This is a genomic window from Pseudomonas sp. CFBP 5748 (genome assembly GCF_053850495.1).
Window position 1 is genome coordinate 271,101 of sequence record NZ_JBSPTN010000008.1, and the last position, 18,059, is coordinate 289,159.

Below are 18,059 nucleotides of genomic sequence, written 5' to 3' on the forward strand. Positions count from 1 at the left end.
TGAGGCCCTTCCAGCCAGTAAAAGGCTACCGGTCGAGTTAAGGCCGATAAGCCCGCACAAACAACCCCACCACTTCCTGCACATGCGCCTCGGCCGCTTCGGGTTCCTGGCGCGGGCCGCAGCCAGACAACAAGCGGAAATTCGCCGCGCCCTTGATCAGGCAGAAGAAATGCTCGGCGGCATTGCGCGGTTTATCGATGCACAGGGCGCCGCTCTGATGGACCTTGGTCAGCAGCCGTTCCATGCCTGAGAGCATCCGCTGCGGGCCGGCTTCGAAGAAAATCGCCGAGAGTTTTGGATCCTGGCTACCCAGCGCCATGATCAGGCGATGCAGATTCAACGATTCATCGCTGTTGATCAGTCGGTTGAACCCACGGGCGATGTTCAACAACACCTGTTCGATCGGAACGCCGTCCGGCCATTCGAAGAAAAGCGTCGGCACCTGTTCTTCACACTTGGCTATCACGGCGGCGGAAAACAGCGTTTCCTTGTCGGTGAAGTGGCTATAGACGGTCAGCTTCGACACGCCCGCCTCGGTGGCAACTGCGTCCATGCTGGTGCTGGCGTAACCCAAGCTCAGGAACAGGCGTTTCGCCGCGTCGAGAATGGCCTGGCGCTTGGCCAGATCCTTCGGACGACCGGGACCGCTGGGGGGGGAAAGATTGTTCGACATTTCTTCGCTTTAATACTGGACTGGTGAGTTTGCTATTAATAACATACTAGCCAGTATAATTATTCCAAGCACCATTAGCGAAAGGTCACTCGCCATGTTCCGCTATGTCCTGCCCCTCGTCGTGCCAGTCAGCCTGGCTTTCTTATTGTCTGCGTGTGGGCATGACGAGCCGGTGCCCGTCGCCGTGCGCCCCGCCATGGTGGTGAAACCACAGCCTTCAGCCCAGGCGATGGACAGTTATCCCGGTGAAGTACGGGCACGTTTCGAGCCTGACCTGGCGTTTCGTATTGGTGGCAAAGTGAGCCGACGACTGGTCGAAGAGGGGCAGCGGGTCAAGGCCAACCAGGCGTTGGCCGAACTCGATCCCGAGGATGTGCGTCTGCAACTGGAAGCAACCCGGGCCCAGGTCGCTGCCGCCGAGGCCAACTTGAACCTGGTGCGCGCCGAGCGTGACCGCTACAAAACCTTGCTGGATCGGCAGATGGTCAGTCGCTCCCAGTACGACAATGCCGAAAACCTGTACCGTTCTGGTGCCGCGCGGCTCAAGCAGATCAAAGCCGAGTTTGACGTCGCCAACAATCAGGCCAGTTACTCGGTATTGCGTGCCCCTCAGGATGGCGTGGTTGCCCGGCGTTCGGTGGAGGTTGGACAGGTGGTGTCGGCCGGTCAAACGGTGTTCACCCTGGCCACCGACGGCGAGCGTGAAGTGCTGATCAGCCTGCCGGAACAAGGTTTCGGTCGGTTCAAGATCGGCCAGCCGGTTTCGGTAGAGCTTTGGAGTCAGCCCGATCAGCTTTTCAGCGGTCGTATTCGTGAGCTGTCTCCGTCTGCCGACCCGAAATCCCGCACGTTCGCCGCCCGTGTCGCTTTCACCGCCGGCAGCGTTCCGGCTGAGCTGGGCCAGAGTGCCAGGGTGTTTATCCAGACCGCCGACAAGGTTTCGCTGTCGGTGCCATTGTCGGCCCTGACCGCCGAGAACGGCGCGACGTATGTCTGGGTGGTCAACGCCAACAACACCCTGAAAAAAGTCCCGGTGCGCGTCGGCGCCTTCGGCGAAAAAAGCGTTCCGGTGCTGGAAGGCCTGGGCCCCGATGATTGGGTGGTGGCAGCAGGTGTGCATGTGCTCCTCGACGGCCAGCAGGTGCGGCCGGTGGATCGCTCCAACCGCGTGGTCAACCTGGCGGCCAAGGAGTAATCCCCCATGGGTTTCAATCTTTCCGAATGGGCGCTGCGTAATCGCCAGATCGTCCTGTTCCTGATGCTGTTGCTGGCCATCGTCGGTGCGCTTTCCTACACCAAGCTCGGCCAGAGCGAAGACCCGCCGTTCACCTTCAAGGCCATGGTGATTCGCACCGTCTGGCCGGGCGCCACGGCTGAGGAAGTCTCGCGCCAGGTCACCGAGCGCGTCGAAAAGAAGCTGATGGAAACCGGCGATTACGAACGGATCGTCTCGTTCTCCCGCCCGGGCGAGTCCCAGGTGACCTTCATGGCCCGCGACTCCCTGCATTCGGCGCAGATTCCCGAGCTTTGGTACCAGATCCGCAAGAAGATCAGCGACATCCGCCACACCCTGCCGCCGGGGATCCAGGGGCCGTTCTTCAACGATGAATTCGGCACCACCTTCGGCAATATCTACGCGCTGACCGGTGACGGTTTCGACTACGCGGTGCTCAAGGATTACGCTGACCGCATCCAGATCCAGCTGCAACGGGTCAAGGATGTGGGCAAGGTCGAGCTGCTCGGTTTGCAGGACGAAAAAATCTGGATCGAACTGTCGAACGTGAAGCTGGCGACCCTCGGCCTGCCCTTGGAGGCCGTCCAGCAAGCCCTTGAAGAGCAGAACGCGGTATCGACCGCAGGCTTCTTCGAAACCGCTAGCGAGCGACTGCAGCTACGGGTTTCGGGGAATTTTCAGACGGTAGAAGAGATCCGCGACTTTCCGATCCGTGTCGCCGATCGCACCTTCCGTATCGGCGATGTGGCAGAGGTGCGTCGCGGTTTCAACGATCCGCCGGCACCGCGCATGCGCTTCATGGGTGAAGACGCCATCGGCCTGGCCGTGGCGATGAAGCAGGGCGGCGACATCCTGGTCCTGGGCAAGGCCTTGGAGACCGAGTTTGCCCGTTTGCAGAACAACCTGCCGGTCGGCATGCAACTGCGCAAGGTTTCAGACCAGCCGGCGGCGGTGAAGACCGGCGTCGGCGAGTTCGTCCAGGTGTTGGTGGAAGCGCTGACCATTGTCTTGCTGGTGAGCTTCTTCTCCCTGGGGCTGCGCACCGGGATGGTGGTGGCCCTGGCGATTCCGCTGGTGCTGGCGATGACCTTCGCTGCGATGTATTACCTGGGAATCGGCCTGCACAAGATCTCCCTCGGTGCGCTGGTTTTGGCACTGGGGCTGCTGGTGGATGACGCGATCATTGCGGTGGAGATGATGGCGATCAAGATGGAGCAGGGCTTCGACCGGATCAAGGCCGCCAGTTACGCCTGGACCAGTACGGCGTTCCCGATGCTCACCGGTACGCTGATCACGGCGGCGGGGTTCCTGCCGATCGCCACCGCACAATCGGGCACCGGCGAATATACCCGTTCGATTTTCCAGGTCGTGACCCTCGCATTGCTGGCGTCCTGGGTGGTCGCCGTGGTGTTCGTGCCGTACCTGGGGGAAAAACTCCTGCCAGACCTGGCGAAAATTCACGCGGCCAAGCACGGCACCGCTGACGGCCAGCCCGACCCCTACGGCACCCCGTTCTATCAGCGGGTCCGGCGGTTGGTGGAGTGGTGCGTGCGTCGCCGCAAAACCGTCATCACCCTGACCGTGTTGTTGTTTGTCGGCTCGGTGATGCTGTTCCGTTTTGTGCCGCAGCAGTTCTTCCCGGCCTCGGGGCGACTGGAGTTGTTGGTCGACCTGAAACTGGAGGAAGGCGCCTCCCTGAGCAGTACCGCCGAACAGGTCAAGCGCCTGGAAGCGCTGCTCAAGGAACACGCGGGCATCGACAACTACGTGGCTTATGTTGGCACCGGTTCGCCGCGCTTCTACCTGCCGCTGGATCAACAGCTACCGGCGTCGAGCTTTGCCCAGTTCGTGGTACTGGCCAAGACCATCGAAGATCGCGAGCCTTTGCGCAGCTGGTTGATCAGCACCTTGAACGAACAATTCCCGACCCTGCGCTCGCGGGTCACGCGTCTGGAAAACGGCCCGCCCGTAGGTTACCCGGTGCAGTTCCGGGTGACCGGTGAGCACATCGAAGAAGTCCGTGCCCTGGCGCGGAAAGTGGCGACGAAAGTTCGCGAAAACCCCTACGTGGCCAACGTGCATCTGGATTGGGAAGAACCGAGCAAAGTGGTGTACCTGAACGTCGATCAGGACCGTGCCCGGGCCTTGGGTGTGAGCACGGCGAACCTGTCGAGCTTCCTGCAACGTTCCCTCACCGGGGCCAGCGTCAGCCAATACCGGGAGGACAACGAACTGATCGAAATCCTGCTGCGCGGCACGGTGCATGAGCGCACCGAACTGTCGTTGCTGCCAAGCCTGGCGGTGCCCACCGACAATGGTAAAAGCGTTGCGTTGTCGCAGGTTGCGACACTGGAGTACGGCTTCGAAGAGGGCGTGATCTGGCACCGCAACCGTCTGCCGAGCGTGACCGTACGGGCCGATATCTACGGCAAGGAACAACCGGCGACCCTGGTGCAGCAGATCTTCCCGACCCTGGACCCGATTCGCGCAGAATTGCCAGACGGCTATTTGCTGGAAGTGGGCGGTACGGTGGAGGATTCGGCTCGCGGCCAGAAATCGGTGAATGCTGGCGTGCCGCTGTTCATCGTGGTGGTGCTGACGTTGCTGATGCTGCAATTGCGCAGTTTCTCACGCACGGCCATGGTATTTCTCACCGCGCCTCTCGGGCTGATTGGTGTCACGCTGTTCCTGCTGGTGTTTCGCCAGCCGTTCGGTTTCGTCGCCATGTTGGGCACCATCGCGCTGTCGGGCATGATCATGCGCAACTCGGTGATCCTGGTGGACCAGATCGAACAGGACATCAAGGCGGGGCTTACCCCCTGGCAGGCGATCATCGAAGCGACGGTACGACGCTTCCGCCCGATTGTGCTCACCGCACTGGCGGCGGTACTGGCGATGATCCCGTTGTCGCGCAGCCTGTTCTTCGGGCCGATGGCGGTGGCGATCATGGGGGGGCTGATCGTGGCGACGGCGTTGACGCTGTTGTTTTTGCCGGCGTTGTATGCGGCGTGGTTCAGGGTCAAGAAGACCTGACCTTGATCCTCTGACCCCGCAAACCAATGTGGGAGCGAGCTTGCTCGCGATAGCGGTATCAGCTTCAACATCTCTGTTGGCTGTTACACCGCCATCGCGAACAAGCTCGCTCCCACAGTTGTTTTGGGTTGGGCTTAGAGAGTACCGAAAACCTTCTTCGCCAGACTGGTTGCCGCAGCCGCCGGGTTCTGGCGGATGGTGGCTTCCTGCTTGCCGATCATCTCGAACAACCCGTCCAGCGCCTGCTCGGTCACGTAGTTTTCGATGTTGGCGCTTTTGGCGTCCAGCACGCCGAAGGTCGCGGCCTGGCCGGCGAAGGCGTTGTATTTCTGGGCCAGGCCGACCTTGTCGGTGGCTTGCTTGACGATGGGCAGGAACTTGGCGCGGATCTGCTCGCGACTGCTCTTGTTCAGGTATTGCGTGGCGGAGTCCTGGCCGCCGCTGAGGATGCCTTTGGCATCGCTTACGCTCATGTTCTTCACGGCATTGACCAGGATCGGCTGGGCCTGGACCACGGCGGCTTCAGCGGCCTGGTTCATGCTGGTTTCCAGTTGGTCGACCTGGTCGCCCATGCCGAAGGCTTTCATCTTGCTGGCGACTTTGCCGAGCTTGCCTGGCAGCTCGATCTTCACGTCGGGGTTGTTGCTGAAACCGCCGGGTGTGCCCAGTTGCTTGACCGCCACTTGGGCGCCTTGGGTCAGCGCGTCCTTGAGACCGCCCGTGGCATCATTCTGCGACAGATCGCTAAGAGACAGGGCCATGGCATTGGCGCAGATCAGCAGGCCTGCGCACAGGCCGGTAAAGCGGAGAGTAGGACGGAGCATGACAGCTTCCTTGAAGAGAATTTGAGAAAGGAATCAGCGTGCAGCGTTGACGCGGATCTTCAACGGCTGCGGATCTTTGCCATCGAGGTGCACGGTGTGTTGTTCGGTGGTGATGAACATCAACTGGCCGTCCACTTCAATGCGGGCGCTCACGGCATAACGATGGCCGGGCTTGACCTGGGCCGGATCATAACTGAGGTGGAACGGCAGCGGGACCTGGCCTTTGACCGGACCGTGCTGCTCATCGAGCACCACGGCGGGGGCGTCGGCCAGGGACACATCTTGCAGGCTCACGCTCAAGGTGGCGGTGGGCGGCAGGGCGATGCGTTGCAGGTAGAACACTTCACCGTCGAGGCTGTTCTTGCCCGCCAGGGGTGCGCTGGAGCAGGCACTGAGTAGCGTGGCAACGCTTATGAGAAGAAGTTTTTTCATCGGGGTATTTCCATATTGAGGGCGCCAGAAAACAACCTGGCGCCTGTGGGAATCAGTCCTGCGTCACCGGGGTAACCTGATCCGCCGCGTCTTCACTGCGATGCAACGCCACCTGGCGGATCGACAGGCGAATTTCCGCCGGCAGCACCCGCTTGGCCGCGCCTTCGGCCAGTTCGCCCAACAGCTCGTGATAGCTTAGCTTACCGGCCTCGTCGCGGCGCAGCACGTCCAGGTCCAGCAGGGTCTGGATGAAGTGGCGGAACAGGCTCTTGTCAAAGAACTCCGGCGCATTCAGGCCATGCAGGATCGACAGGCGCTGGGCCATCACGGTGCAGAGGTCTTCCAGCTCTTCGGCGCTGATGCTGTTCTGGCCGCTGTTGAGCAGCAGCGAGACGGTCATGTAGAAGCGCTGCAAGGTCTGGGCGATGCTTTTGGACAGCAGGGTCAGCAGCACGAAGTGCCGCGAGCTCGGTGCGGGGCGCAGGTACAGGTCGTTTTCCAAACGCAGCAGGCCTTGTTCGACGAACGCTTCGAGCCACTGGTCGACCACGGCGTCCAGTTCTTCCAGCGACCAGCGAATGAACAACTCCGATTGCAGGTACGGGTACAAGGCCCGGGTGTAGCGCAGGATCTGCTCGCGGCTCATGCGCGAGCTGCTCTGGAAGAAACTCGCCAGCAGCGCCGGCAGGGCGAAGATGTGCAGGACGTTGTTGCGGTAGTAGGTCATCAACACCGCGTTCTGTTCATCCAGGTACAGAATCTTGCCCAGGGCATCGCTCTGTTCCGACAGCAGGTCCATGCCTTTGACGTGCTCGATCAGCGCCCGGCCATCGCCTTCGGGCAGGGTGGTGTGGGGTGAGTAAGGCACTTTGCGCAGCAACGCCAGGTACAGGTCGAGTACGCGGGCCATGGCGCGGTCGTCCAGGGCCAGGCGGCTGGTAGACAGCAGCGCCAGGGCCACGAGGTTGACCGGGTTGATGGCCGCTGCTTCGTTCAGGTGCCGGGCCACGCGCTCGCCGAGGCGGTTGGTGGTCGCGTTGAGCCAGGCCGGTTTGAATTGCGGGCCCAGTTCTTGTTGGCGCCAACCGGGCTGTTCGCTGTCGAGGAATTCCGCCAGCTTGATCGGTTCGCCGAAGTTCACCGCCACCTGGCCGAAGCGTTGTTTGAGGGCGCCGATGACTTTGAAGATGTCGAAGATCGATTCTTTCTTCTTGCTGGCCCCGCGCAGCTCGCCCAGGTAGGTACGGCCTTCGAGTACCCGCTCATAACCAATGTAGACCGGCACGAAGACGATGGGCATGCGCGATGAACGCAGGAAGCTGCGCAAGGTGATGGCGAGCATGCCGGTCTTGGGTTGCAGCATGCGTCCGGTGCGCGAGCGACCGCCCTCGACGAAGTACTCCACCGGGAAACCTTTGGTGAACAGCGTGTGCAGGTATTCGTTGAACACCGCGGTGTAGAGCGGGTTGCCCTTGAAGGTGCGGCGCATGAAAAACGCCCCGCCACGGCGCAGCAGGCTGCCGATCACCGGCATGTTGAGGTTGATGCCGGCGGCGATGTGCGGTGGGGTCAGGCCGTTGCGAAACAGCAGGTACGACAGCAACAGGTAGTCGATATGGCTGCGGTGGCACGGCACATAGATGACTTCGTGACCTTGGGCGACGTTCTGCACGCCTTCGATGTGGTTGACCTTGATACCGTCGTAGATCTTGTTCCAGAACCAGCTCAGCACCACTTCCAGGAAACGGATCGCGGTGTAGGTGTAGTCCGAGGCGATTTCGTTGCCGTAGCGCAGGGCCTGGGCCTTGGCTTTTTCCGGGGAGATTTTTTCCCGCTCGGCCTCGTCGGCAATCGCCTGTTTGACCAGGGGCTGGTTCAGCAGGCCCTTGACCAGGTTGCGCCGGTGGGAAATGTCCGGGCCGATGACCGCCGCTTTCAGATTGCGAAAGTGCACCCGCAGGATTCGCTGGGCCATGCGCACGGTACGTTCGTGACCCTTGTCGTGTTCGATCAGCTCGCGCAGATGGATCGGTGCCGAGAACTGCACGCGGGTCTTGCGCCCCAGGATCATGATGCTCAGCAAGCGGCGCAGGCGTCCGGTGACGGCCCAGCTGTCGGCGAACAGCAGCTTCCACGGGCTGGACTCGCTGTCGGGCGATTGGCCCCAGAACACGCTGACCGGGATGATCTGTGCGTCTTCGGCAGCGTTGTGGGTCAGGGCGTTGACCAGCCGCGTCAGGGTCGGCGGCGCGCCGCGTTTGTCCTGGCGTCCGAGCCAGTCCGGTGCCGGTGTCAGGTAGAAAAACGCCGCCGGCTCCAACAGGTTGCCCACCGAGACCGGCAGCACCGGGCGGGGCAGGCCGGCCTTGGTGCACTCGGTGTCGAGCACCGCCAGGTCGGTGAGTGAAGGATCTTGCAGGACGTAGAACACCGGACGACTGCGGTCGAGGTTGAGGGTGAAGGACGACTGGTTGATGGTCTCGGAGCGAACCCAGAGATACAACAGGCGGCGCAGGGTGCCAAACACAAGACGGCGGAGCGGGGAGCGGGTCATACGGCTTCTGCATGAGTGGATAAGATCAAGCGGCCGCTAGTGTGCCGGATTCGTCGAAAATCGGCAAAAAAGCGGCGAAGTAAAGTCAGTTGAGAGTTTTTGTGTCTGTCATATACTCGGCCAGTGACTGCCATGGCCTCCTTTCTGGACGGCTGGACGGCAGCTAACGTTCGTACGGCTTTCCCTCGAAAAGCCGACTTAAAAATAAAAATGGGAGTGAGCATCATGGCAGCACGCGAAACCGGCAACGTGAAGTGGTTCAACGACGCCAAAGGCTACGGCTTCATCCAGCGTGAAGGTGGGGCGGATGTGTTCGTGCATTACCGCGCCATCCGTGGCGAAGGCCACCGTTCACTGACCGAAGGCCAGCAGGTCGAGTACGCGGTGGTGGAAGGGCAGAAGGGCTTGCAGGCTGAGGATGTGGTGGGGTTGTAAGCCGTTACATCCACAACAGATCCCCTGTGGGAGCGAGCAAGCCCGCTCCCACATTTAGATCCAGGTAGGACCTGAGACTAGGATCACGCCGTCTTCCAGGTAATCTCTTCTTCCCCATCGGCGCTGATGCGAATCCAGCGATCCGCCGACTCTTCACCTTCCTCTTCCACCCAGGAGCCGGGTGCGCAACGCACTTCGACATTCAGTGCGGCGAAGGCCGCGCGGGCGCAGGCGATATCGTCTTCCCACGGAGTCTGGTCGCTTTCCAGGTACAGGCTGTTCCATTTGCCGACGGCCTTGGGTAGCCAGGTCACTGGGACGTTGCCGGCCTTGCACTTGTAGGTCTGGCCTTTCTGCACCCAATCGCTGCACGGGCCCAGCGCTTGGCCGAGCCAGGCGGCGATGGCCTTGTGGTCGACGTCGGCGTCTTTGAGGTAAATCTCGATATCGGGTTGGCGCATGGATGTCCTCGCTGCGGTCTTGAAAAATCCATTCGCGGATTTAACTGGCCCCGAGCGGTTGCCCGAGGTCCGGAATCAAAAGGTTATTGAAGAACGAAATAATCGTAGCGCATCGACACCGTGACTTCGAACGGCTCGGCCTGCTCGATCACGCTGGCACGGCGTTCGGCACTGGCGCGCCAGCCATGGGGTGTCATGGCCAACAGATTGGCACGGTCCTGGCTACTGTCGAGCGTGAGCTTGAATTCGAGGGTTTCGCTGTGATCCAGCACCATGCCCGAGGGCACCAGGGCCAGGTGCTTGTCATCGGTGTACTCGCGCACTTCGTCGTACAGCCGCTCGCGCAATTGCATCAGGTGGCCGGCGGTCGGGCCGACTTTCATCAAGCCGCCGCCGGGGCTGAGCAGGCGTTTGGCCTCTTGCCAGTCCAGCGGGCTGAACACGCTGGCCAGGAACTGGCAGCAACCGTCCGCCAACGGCACCCGGGCCATACTGGCAATCAACCAGGTCAGTTGCGGGTTGCGTTTGCAGGCACGCTTGACCGCCTCGCGGGAGATGTCCAGGGCATAGCCATCGGCATTGGGCAACGCTTCTGCGATTTGCGCGGTGTAGTAGCCCTCGCCACAGCCGATGTCCAGCCAGCGCCCGGGCGCGCGTTCGGCAGCCAGTTCCGCCAGGCGTCGGGCAACGGGGGCGTAATGCCCGGCGTTGAGAAAATCGCGCCGGGCTTCGACCATGGCCTGGTTGTCACCGGGGTCGCGGCTGTTCTTGTACTGCACCGGCAGCAGGTTCAGGTAACCCTGGCGCGCACGGTCGAACCGATGGCCGGCCGGGCACACCACACCGTTGTCCACCGCGTTCAGCGGCTCATTGCAGATCGGGCAGGCGAGCATCAGGCGAGCAACTTGATCAGCGTCTTGTAGTAGATCTCGGTCAGTACGTCGAGATCGGCCGCCAGCACCCGTTCGTTGACCTGGTGGATAGTCGCGTTGACCGGCCCCAGTTCCACCACTTGCGTACCCATGGTGGCGATGAAGCGACCATCGGAGGTGCCGCCGCTGGTGGACGCCTGCGTCTCGCGGCCGGTGACGTCCTTGATGCTCGACGACACCGCGTCCAGCAACGCTCCCGGCTCGGTCAGGAACGGCAGGCCGGACAGCGCCCAGTCGATGTGCCAGTCCAGCTGATGCTTGTCGAGAATGTCGGCGACGCGCTGTTGCAGGCCTTCGACGGTGGATTCGGTGGAGAAGCGGAAGTTGAACACCGCCACCAGGTCACCGGGGATCACGTTGGTCGCGCCGGTGCCGGAATTGAGATTGGAGATCTGGAAACTGGTCGGCGGGAAGAAGTCGTTGCCGTGGTCCCAATGTTCGGCGGCCAGTTCAGCCAGTGCCGGGGCTGCCAGGTGAATCGGATTCTTCGCCAGATGTGGATAGGCCACGTGGCCTTGCTTGCCGCGCACGGTCAGCTTCGCACCGAGGGAGCCGCGCCGGCCGTTCTTGACCACGTCGCCCACCAGGGTGGTGCTCGACGGCTCGCCGACGATGCACCAGTCCAAGCGCTCCTGACGGGCCTTGAGACGTTCGACCACGGCCTTGGTGCCGTGGTGAGCCGGGCCTTCTTCGTCGCTGGTGATCAGGAAGGTCACCGAGCCCTTGTGGTCCGGGTAGTCGGCGACGAACCGTTCGGCCGCCACCACCATCGCCGCCAGGCTGCCTTTCATGTCCGCCGCGCCACGGCCACAGAGCATGCCGTGCTCATCGATGACTGCATCGAACGGATCGAGCTGCCAGGCCTGCACCGGGCCGGTCGGCACCACGTCGGTGTGCCCGGCGAAACACAGCACCGGACCGTCCTGCTTGCCATGGCTGGCCCAGAAGTTATCCACATCCTCGATGCGCATCGGTTCGAGCTTGAAACCGGCATTACCCAGGCGCTGCATCATCAGTTTCTGGCAATCGGCATCCACCGGCGTCACGGACGGACGGCGGATCAGGTCGCAGGCGAGTTGCAGGGTCGGCGAGAGGTCGGCGTGGGCCGTCATGGAAACTCCGGGAATATTTAGTATGAACGCAAGGCTTGTGTGGGGGCTGGCTGACACCCACAAAATGGCGGTTATCTTATAGCAAAACGACCATCATGGTCCCCTGGTGCTGGTCGGTTGGAACACAAAACCTGTGGGAGCGAGCTTGCTCGCGATGGCGTCGGATCAGCCGCATCAATATTGACTGACACACTGCTATCGCGAGCAAGCTCGCTCCCACAAGGGAAATTGGTCGGATTCATTTCGCGACCGGCTCGAATTGCCGTAGCAAAGCCCTATAATGCGCGCCGGTTTTTGGGGTAATGGTCATGAGTACAGAAGATCCACGGTTTGCCGGTATCGCCCGTTTGTATGGCATCGAAGGCCTGGAGCGCCTGCGGGCGGCCCATGTGGCGATTGTCGGGGTGGGTGGAGTCGGTTCCTGGGCGGCGGAAGCGATTGCCCGATGTGGCGTGGGCGAGATCTCGCTGTTCGACCTGGACGATGTCTGCGTCAGCAACGCCAACCGCCAGTTGCACGCCCTGGACAGCACCGTCGGCAAGCCCAAGGTCGAAGTGATGGCCGAGCGGCTGCGCGGGATCAACCCAGACTGCACGGTGCACGCGGTGGCGGATTTTGTCACCCGCGAGACCATGGCCGAATACATCACACCGAACATCGACTGCGTGATCGACTGCATCGACAGCGTCAACGCCAAGGCCGCGCTGATCGCCTGGTGCAAGCGCCGCAAGATCCAGATCATCACCACCGGCGGCGCGGGTGGGCAGATTGATCCGACGCTGATCCAGGTGTGCGACTTGAACCGTACGTTCAACGATCCCCTGGCCTCGAAAGTGCGTTCCACCCTGCGCCGCGACTACGGCTTTTCCCGTACCGTGACCCGCCACTACAGCGTGCCCTGCGTGTTCTCCACCGAACAGCTGCGCTACCCGAAACCGGACGGCAGCATTTGCTTGCAGAAGAGTTTTGTCGGCGACGGCGTCAAGCTCGACTGTGCTGGCGGGTTTGGTGCGGTGATGATGGTCACGGCGACGTTCGGCATGGTCGCGGCGACCAAGGCTGTGGATAAGATTGTGGCGGGTGTGCGGCGGCCGGCGGACAGGGCCAAGCCTCAGGTTTGAGGGTGGGGCAGATGGCCTCATCGCGAGCAAGCTCGCTCCCACATTGGATCTCATGGAACACAAATTTTGTGTACGACACGAATCCCCTGTGGGAGCGAGCTTGCTCGCGATGGCGATTATTCAGTCAACTCAAACATCCGCTTTAACACCGCATTCAAGCCATTGCTACGCGACGGCGACAGCTGCCGCGACAATCCCAGTTGATTGAACCAATCCGGCAAATCCACCTGCTGCAACTCGTCAGCGGACAACCCATTGACCCGCGCCAGCAGCAACGCCACCAGCCCACGGATCAACCGCGCATCGCTGCTGGCGGCAAACTGCCAATGCCCGTCGTGCAGCTGACCCACCAGCCACACCTGACTTTCACAGCCACTGACCAGGTTGGCGTCGCACTTGTCCGCATCGCTCAAGGGCGGCAGGCGCTCCCCCCATTGCATCAGTAGCCGGGCGCGTTGCTCCCAGCTCGATGCGTCCTGGAAAATCTGCAGCGCCTCGGCGGCCTCGAACGGCAGGCTCATCGCAGCAGCTCCAAGGCCTGGTCCAGGGCTTCGAAGAAGCGTTCGATATCGGCGGAGTCGTTGTACAGCGCCAGCGACACCCGAATCGCTCCCGTCAGTTGCAAATGCTTGAACAGCGGCATGGCACAGTGATGCCCGGCGCGCACGGCGATGCCTTGTTCGGTCAGCAGGTGGGCGAGGTCGGCGTTGTGTACGCCTTCGACCACGAAACTGACCAGGGCCAGGCGCGGGTTGCCCACCAGGCGCACGCCATTGCGCGCCAGCAGGCCGTGGAGCAGGTAGTTATGCAAACCCGCTTCATGGTCGATGAGTGCTTGCGGGTCGAGGGCGGACAGGTAATCCAGGGTCGCCCCCAGGCCGATCACGCTGGCAATCGGCGGCGTGCCCGCTTCGAACCCCAGCGGTGCCGGGCGGAACGTGGCGCTGTGGTAATCGGCCTGTTGCACCATTTCGCCGCCGAACTGCCAATGGCGCAGTTGCTCAAGCGCTTCGGTGCGGCCAAACAGCACGCCCAGCCCCTCGGGGCCGTAGAGTTTGTGGCTGGAAAATACGTAGAAATCGCAACCCAGCGCCTGCACATCATGGCGGCCATGCACCACGCCTTGGGCGCCGTCGATCACCGTCAACGCACCTTGGGCCTTGGCCAACGCCAGCAGCGCCGGCAAGGGCTGCCAGGCGCCCAGTACGTTGGACAATTGGCTCACCGCCAGCAAGCGTGTACGCGGGCCGATCCGTTCGGCAGCGACGTTGAGATCGATCAGCCCATCGGCATCCAGCGGCAACACCACCAGCGTCAACGAACGGCGCTCGGCCAGTTGTTGCCACGGCAGCAGGTTGGCATGGTGTTCCAGGGCGCTGATGACGATTTCATCGCCCGGGTTGAACCGATGTTCCAGGCCATAGGCCAGCAAGTTCAGCGCCGAAGTGGCGCCATGGGTGAAGACGATCTGTCCGCAATCTCCGGCGTTGACCCATTGCGCGACCTTGAGACGGCTGTCCTCGAACGCCTGGGTGGCGTGGGCGCCTGGCAAATGTTGCGCACGGTGCACGTTGGCCGCGCCATTGGCGTAGTAATGCGCCAGGGCGTCCAGCAGGGCTTGGGGTTTTTGCGTGGTGGCGGCGTTGTCCAGGTACGTCTGGCCTTGCCGTTGCAGGGCGGCGATGGCCGGGAAGTCGGCGCGCCAGGGGGAGGGAATCAACATGCTTTCGGGTCCTGCTGGAGTTGCGCCGGACCCTGTGGGAGCAAGCTCGCTCCCACAGGTGACTGTGTGAAGCGGCTTAGTTGTGCGCGTGCAGTGCTTCGTTCAGTTCGATGGCCGATTTGTGGGTTTTGCATTCCACTGCGCCGGTCTCGGAATTGCGGCGGAACAGCAGGTCGGGCTGGCCGGCCAGGTCGCGGGCCTTGACCACTTTGACCAGTTGGTTGTTCTCGTCCAGCAGCGCGACTTTGGTGCCGGCGGTCACGTACAGGCCCGACTCCACGGTGTTGCGGTCGCCCAGCGGGATACCGATGCCGGCATTGGCGCCGATCAGGCAGCCTTCGCCGACCTTGATCACGATGTTGCCGCCGCCCGACAGGGTGCCCATGGTGGAGCAACCGCCGCCCAGGTCCGAGCCCTTGCCAACGAACACGCCAGCCGACACGCGGCCTTCGATCATGCCCGGGCCTTCGGTGCCGGCGTTGAAGTTGACGAAACCTTCGTGCATCACGGTGGTGCCTTCGCCCACGTAGGCGCCCAGGCGGATCCGCGCGGCATCGGCGATACGTACGCCGGCCGGAACCACGTAGTCAGTCATTTTCGGGAACTTGTCCACCGAGAACACTTCCAGCAACTCGCCACGCAGACGGGCTTCGAGCTGGTGCTCGGCCAGTTCGCTCAGGTCGATCGCGCCCTGGCTGGTCCAGGCCACGTTCGGCAGCAGCGGGAAAATGCCGGCCAGGTTCAGGCCATGGGGCTTGACCAGGCGATGGGACAGCAGGTGCAGCTTGAGGTAAGCCTCAGGGGTGGAGCTCAGTTGGGCATCTTCGGCCAGCAGGGTGGCGACCAGCGGCTTGTGGCTTTCGGCCAGGCGGGTCAGCAGCGCGGCTTGCCCGGCATCGACGCCCTTGAGCGCTTCAGCCAGTTGCGAAGCCTGGGCGGTGGTGAAGGTGATGGCCTGGTTGCCGTCGCTGTAGCCGAGAATCGGTGCGATGGCTGCGACGATGTCTGCCGATGGGTTGAGCAGCGGCTGTGCGTAGAACACTTCCAGCCAGGCGCCTTGACGGTTTTGAGTGCCGACACCGAAGGCCAGGCTGAACAGGGTAGTGGACATGAAATTACCTCTACAAAATGGACTGGGCAGGCTTACTTGATCTCTGCCGCATAAATATCTGGCTTGAAGCCAATCAGGGTTCGGTCACCGAGATCGAGCACCGGGCGCTTGATCATCGAGGGTTGGGCGAGCATCAGTTCGATGGCTTTCGTCTGGTCGAGATCGGCTTTGCGTTCGTCGTCGAGTTTGCGAAAGGTCGTACCGGCACGGTTCAACACCACTTGCCAGCCATGTTCGTTGCACCATTGGGTCAGGTGCTCACGGTCGATGCCGACGGTCTTGTAGTCGTGAAAGTCGTAGCGTACAGCGTGTTCATCGAGCCAGGTGCGCGCCTTTTTCATCGTGTCACAGGCTTTGATGCCGAAAAGGTGCAACGTTTTGCTTGAATCGGTCAAGGAATTGCCCCCTTTGCAGGTGCTGAAAGTAAAAGGTGAAGGATTATGCCATGACCGGACGGTTTCGCGACGGCTCAGATCGGCATGCACCCAAACCTGTGGGAGCGAGCCTGTGGGAGCAAAGCTTGCTCGCGATGAACGATGGCACAGTCTTGCAGTTGAACCGTGTCGCCTGCATCGCGAGCAAGCTTTGTTCCCACAGGTGCGCTCCAAAAGTGGGGCTGCGACATAGGTGTAACGGCCAGGCTCATCCTAAGCGGTTAATATGGCACTTCAACGGCAAGCTGTTGCCGGATGTGTGTCGCTGTAATTGGAAAACCGTCATGCAAAGCGCCTATACCGTCCTGATCCTGTTGATGCTGGTGGGCGTTTCGCGCCTGATCGGACGGTTGATCCCGCTGCCGTTGCCCCTGGTGCAGATCGGCGCCGGTGCCGTGCTGGCTTGGCCGTCCCTGGGCCTGCACGTGGCCCTCGATCCCGAGCTGTTCCTGTTTCTCTTCTTGCCACCGCTGCTGTTCTCCGACGGCTGGCGCATGCCCAAGCGCGAGTTGTGGCGCCTGCGTGGGCCGATCCTGACGCTGGCGGTAGGGCTGGTGTTGTTCACGGTGGTGGGCGCCGGTTACTTCATTCATTGGCTGCTGCCGAGCATCCCGCTACCGGTGGCCTTCGCCCTGGCCGCGGTGCTGTCGCCGACCGACGCGGTGGCGGTGTCGGCGATTGCCCGTGACCGTTTGCCCGCGCCGCTGATGCACGTGCTTCAGGGCGAGGCGTTGATGAACGACGCGTCGGGCCTGGTGACCTTCAAGTTCGCCCTGGCGGCGGCCATTACCGGGGTGTTTTCCCTGGCCAACGCGAGCCTGACCTTTGTCCTGGTGGCGGTTGGCGGGCTGCTGGTGGGCGTGGCCCTGAGCTGGCTGGTGGGCCGCTTGCGGGCCTGGATGGTGGCGCGCGGTTGGGACGATCCGGCCACCCACGTGGTGTTCATGTTGCTGCTGCCGTTCGCGGCCTATGTGCTGGCTGAACGCTTGGGGGCCTCGGGGATTCTCTCGGCGGTGGCGGCGGGGATGATGCAGAGCTGGCTCGACCTGCTGCCGCGCCAGACCGGCACGCGGCTGCTCAATCGCAGCGTCTGGTCGCTGCTGGAATTCGCCTTCAACGGCTTGATCTTCCTGCTGCTGGGCTTGCAATTGCCGGACATCATCAAGGCGGTGACCAGCCACGAAGCCACCCTGTGGCCGACACTGATCTATCGTTGCCTGGACGTGGTGGCGATTTCTCTGGTGTTGCTGGTGCTGCGGTTTGTCTGGGTGCAAAGCACCTGGCGGCTGTCCGGGCTGTTACGTCGCTGGCGTGGCGAGAGCGACCTGACCTTCGTGCCGACCGCGCGCTCCTGCTGGTTGCTGACCTTCGGTGGGGTGCGCGGGGCGGTGACGCTGGCGGGCGTGCTGTCGGTGCCGATATTGTTGGCGGCGGGTGAACCGTTTCCCGAGCGGGATTTGCTGATCTTCATTGCCGCCGGGGTCATTCTGCTGTCATTGATCGCCGCCTGCATCGCCCTGCCATTGCTGCTGCGAGGTATCGAGAAAAGCCCCGATGACAAGCGCCGCACCGAAGTGCGTGATGCCTGGCGTAAAACCGCTGAAGCGGCGATCCGCGCGTTGGAAGTGGAGGAGCCGAGCGAGGCCGCTAGCGCACCGGACGCGGCCCAGGCGGCGTTGGCAACCGAGGTCAAGGCGCGGTTGATGTCTGAATATCGCCATCAGTTGGAGGTGTTCAACGACTCCGCCGAAGCCCAGGCGCTTGCGTTCGAAATGGACCTGCTGGAACGCCGGCTGCGCTTGAAGGCCTATCGGGCGCAGCGGCTGGAGTTGTATCGCCTCAGCCGTCATCACCAGATTGGGGATGACGTGCTGCGAGAGGTACTGGGGGAGTTGGATCTGGCGGAGGCGAATTTGGGGTTGGGTAAATAGCAGCCATGGCGCAAAGCTAATTGTGGCGAGGGGATTTATCCCCGTTGGA

General features: G+C 62.1%; 16 protein-coding genes. 5 read left to right on the forward strand and 11 right to left on the reverse strand.

The window, feature by feature from the left end:
* Positions 1-37 precede the first annotated feature (37 nt).
* The gene (locus ACWNZ1_RS20155) at positions 38-673 is read right to left on the reverse strand and encodes a TetR/AcrR family transcriptional regulator (RefSeq protein WP_135843899.1); all 636 of its coding nucleotides are present in this window, start codon (positions 671-673) and stop codon (positions 38-40) included.
* A gap of 94 nt (positions 674-767) precedes the next feature.
* On the opposite strand from ACWNZ1_RS20155, the gene ACWNZ1_RS20160 reads away from it, so the two are divergent.
* Both ACWNZ1_RS20160 and ACWNZ1_RS20165 read left to right on the forward strand, forming a co-directional pair.
* Positions 768-1,868, forward strand: a complete 1,101-nt coding sequence (locus ACWNZ1_RS20160) for an efflux RND transporter periplasmic adaptor subunit (RefSeq protein ID WP_135843900.1) — start codon at positions 768-770, stop codon at positions 1,866-1,868.
* Between the two features lie 6 nt (positions 1,869-1,874).
* Entirely contained in the window at positions 1,875-4,940 is a 3,066-nt protein-coding gene (locus ACWNZ1_RS20165; protein ID WP_135843901.1) for an efflux RND transporter permease subunit, read from the forward strand.
* Positions 4,941-5,074: 134 nt separating this feature from the next.
* Here ACWNZ1_RS20165 and ACWNZ1_RS20170 read toward each other — a convergent pair whose 3' ends face one another.
* The 3 genes from ACWNZ1_RS20170 to plsB are packed head-to-tail and all read right to left on the reverse strand — an operon-like array spanning position 5,075 to position 8,750.
* Positions 5,075-5,764: a DUF4197 domain-containing protein gene (locus ACWNZ1_RS20170; protein ID WP_135843902.1), complete on the reverse strand. Its 690-nt coding sequence runs from the start codon at positions 5,762-5,764 to the stop codon at positions 5,075-5,077.
* A gap of 33 nt (positions 5,765-5,797) precedes the next feature.
* Entirely contained in the window at positions 5,798-6,196 is a 399-nt protein-coding gene (locus tag ACWNZ1_RS20175; RefSeq protein ID WP_135843903.1) for a YbaY family lipoprotein, read from the reverse strand.
* Between the two features lie 52 nt (positions 6,197-6,248).
* A complete protein-coding gene (gene plsB, locus ACWNZ1_RS20180; RefSeq protein ID WP_256452236.1) occupies positions 6,249-8,750 on the reverse strand; it encodes a glycerol-3-phosphate 1-O-acyltransferase PlsB in 2,502 nt (833 codons plus the stop codon).
* A gap of 225 nt (positions 8,751-8,975) precedes the next feature.
* Here plsB and ACWNZ1_RS20185 point away from each other — a divergent pair, with 225 nt between their 5' ends.
* Entirely contained in the window at positions 8,976-9,185 is a 210-nt protein-coding gene (locus tag ACWNZ1_RS20185; RefSeq protein WP_003184959.1) for a cold-shock protein, read from the forward strand.
* A gap of 83 nt (positions 9,186-9,268) precedes the next feature.
* Here the strand turns inward: ACWNZ1_RS20185 and ACWNZ1_RS20190 are convergent, their stop codons facing one another.
* From ACWNZ1_RS20190 to dapE, 3 genes are all read right to left on the reverse strand, one after another.
* A complete protein-coding gene (locus ACWNZ1_RS20190; protein ID WP_135843905.1) occupies positions 9,269-9,646 on the reverse strand; it encodes a hypothetical protein in 378 nt (125 codons plus the stop codon).
* Positions 9,647-9,729: 83 nt separating this feature from the next.
* Complete coding sequence (locus ACWNZ1_RS20195; RefSeq protein ID WP_256452237.1) at positions 9,730-10,539, reverse strand: putative RNA methyltransferase; 810 nt, start codon at positions 10,537-10,539, stop codon at positions 9,730-9,732.
* Positions 10,539-11,690 carry a succinyl-diaminopimelate desuccinylase gene (gene dapE / locus ACWNZ1_RS20200; protein ID WP_135843907.1) on the reverse strand — a complete coding sequence of 384 codons (1,152 nt, stop codon included), beginning with the start codon at positions 11,688-11,690 and terminating at the stop codon, positions 10,539-10,541. Before dapE ends, ACWNZ1_RS20195 begins: the two co-directional genes overlap by 1 nt.
* Positions 11,691-11,998: 308 nt before the next feature.
* Between dapE and tcdA the strand changes: the two genes are divergently transcribed.
* Positions 11,999-12,811 (forward strand): tRNA cyclic N6-threonylcarbamoyladenosine(37) synthase TcdA, encoded by an 813-nt coding sequence (tcdA, locus tag ACWNZ1_RS20205; RefSeq protein WP_178084237.1) that lies wholly within the window; start codon positions 11,999-12,001, stop codon positions 12,809-12,811.
* A 116-nt stretch (positions 12,812-12,927) separates the two neighbouring features.
* On the opposite strand, the gene ACWNZ1_RS20210 is transcribed toward tcdA, so the two are convergent.
* The 4 genes from ACWNZ1_RS20210 to ACWNZ1_RS20225 all read right to left on the reverse strand — a co-directional run bounded on the left by ACWNZ1_RS20210 (position 12,928) and on the right by ACWNZ1_RS20225 (position 16,040).
* Positions 12,928-13,332: a SufE family protein gene (locus tag ACWNZ1_RS20210; protein ID WP_135843909.1), complete on the reverse strand. Its 405-nt coding sequence runs from the start codon at positions 13,330-13,332 to the stop codon at positions 12,928-12,930.
* Complete coding sequence (locus tag ACWNZ1_RS20215) at positions 13,329-14,534, reverse strand: aminotransferase class V-fold PLP-dependent enzyme (protein ID WP_135843910.1); 1,206 nt, start codon at positions 14,532-14,534, stop codon at positions 13,329-13,331. Before ACWNZ1_RS20215 ends, ACWNZ1_RS20210 begins: the two co-directional genes overlap by 4 nt.
* Positions 14,535-14,610: 76 nt before the next feature.
* Positions 14,611-15,645 carry a 2,3,4,5-tetrahydropyridine-2,6-dicarboxylate N-succinyltransferase gene (gene dapD / locus ACWNZ1_RS20220; protein WP_135843911.1) on the reverse strand — a complete coding sequence of 345 codons (1,035 nt, stop codon included), beginning with the start codon at positions 15,643-15,645 and terminating at the stop codon, positions 14,611-14,613.
* Between the two features lie 32 nt (positions 15,646-15,677).
* The gene (locus ACWNZ1_RS20225) at positions 15,678-16,040 is read right to left on the reverse strand and encodes an ArsC family reductase (protein ID WP_135843912.1); all 363 of its coding nucleotides are present in this window, start codon (positions 16,038-16,040) and stop codon (positions 15,678-15,680) included.
* Between the two features lie 323 nt (positions 16,041-16,363).
* Here ACWNZ1_RS20225 and ACWNZ1_RS20230 point away from each other — a divergent pair, with 323 nt between their 5' ends.
* Positions 16,364-18,010 (forward strand): Na+/H+ antiporter, encoded by a 1,647-nt coding sequence (locus tag ACWNZ1_RS20230; RefSeq protein ID WP_265072758.1) that lies wholly within the window; start codon positions 16,364-16,366, stop codon positions 18,008-18,010.
* Positions 18,011-18,059 lie beyond the last annotated feature (49 nt).

Coding starts and splice junctions, on each gene's coding strand:
- ACWNZ1_RS20155 (WP_135843899.1), bottom strand. CDS start 673: ATGTCGAACAATCTTTCCCCCCCCAGCGGTCCCGGTCGTCCGAAGGAT.
- ACWNZ1_RS20160 (WP_135843900.1), top strand. CDS start 768: ATGTTCCGCTATGTCCTGCCCCTCGTCGTGCCAGTCAGCCTGGCTTTC.
- ACWNZ1_RS20165 (WP_135843901.1), top strand. CDS start 1,875: ATGGGTTTCAATCTTTCCGAATGGGCGCTGCGTAATCGCCAGATCGTC.
- ACWNZ1_RS20170 (WP_135843902.1), bottom strand. CDS start 5,764: ATGCTCCGTCCTACTCTCCGCTTTACCGGCCTGTGCGCAGGCCTGCTG.
- ACWNZ1_RS20175 (WP_135843903.1), bottom strand. CDS start 6,196: ATGAAAAAACTTCTTCTCATAAGCGTTGCCACGCTACTCAGTGCCTGC.
- plsB (WP_256452236.1), bottom strand. CDS start 8,750: ATGACCCGCTCCCCGCTCCGCCGTCTTGTGTTTGGCACCCTGCGCCGC.
- ACWNZ1_RS20185 (WP_003184959.1), top strand. CDS start 8,976: ATGGCAGCACGCGAAACCGGCAACGTGAAGTGGTTCAACGACGCCAAA.
- ACWNZ1_RS20190 (WP_135843905.1), bottom strand. CDS start 9,646: ATGCGCCAACCCGATATCGAGATTTACCTCAAAGACGCCGACGTCGAC.
- ACWNZ1_RS20195 (WP_256452237.1), bottom strand. CDS start 10,539: ATGCTCGCCTGCCCGATCTGCAATGAGCCGCTGAACGCGGTGGACAAC.
- dapE (WP_135843907.1), bottom strand. CDS start 11,690: ATGACGGCCCACGCCGACCTCTCGCCGACCCTGCAACTCGCCTGCGAC.
- tcdA (WP_178084237.1), top strand. CDS start 11,999: ATGAGTACAGAAGATCCACGGTTTGCCGGTATCGCCCGTTTGTATGGC.
- ACWNZ1_RS20210 (WP_135843909.1), bottom strand. CDS start 13,332: ATGAGCCTGCCGTTCGAGGCCGCCGAGGCGCTGCAGATTTTCCAGGAC.
- ACWNZ1_RS20215 (WP_135843910.1), bottom strand. CDS start 14,534: ATGTTGATTCCCTCCCCCTGGCGCGCCGACTTCCCGGCCATCGCCGCC.
- dapD (WP_135843911.1), bottom strand. CDS start 15,645: ATGTCCACTACCCTGTTCAGCCTGGCCTTCGGTGTCGGCACTCAAAAC.
- ACWNZ1_RS20230 (WP_265072758.1), top strand. CDS start 16,364: ATGCAAAGCGCCTATACCGTCCTGATCCTGTTGATGCTGGTGGGCGTT.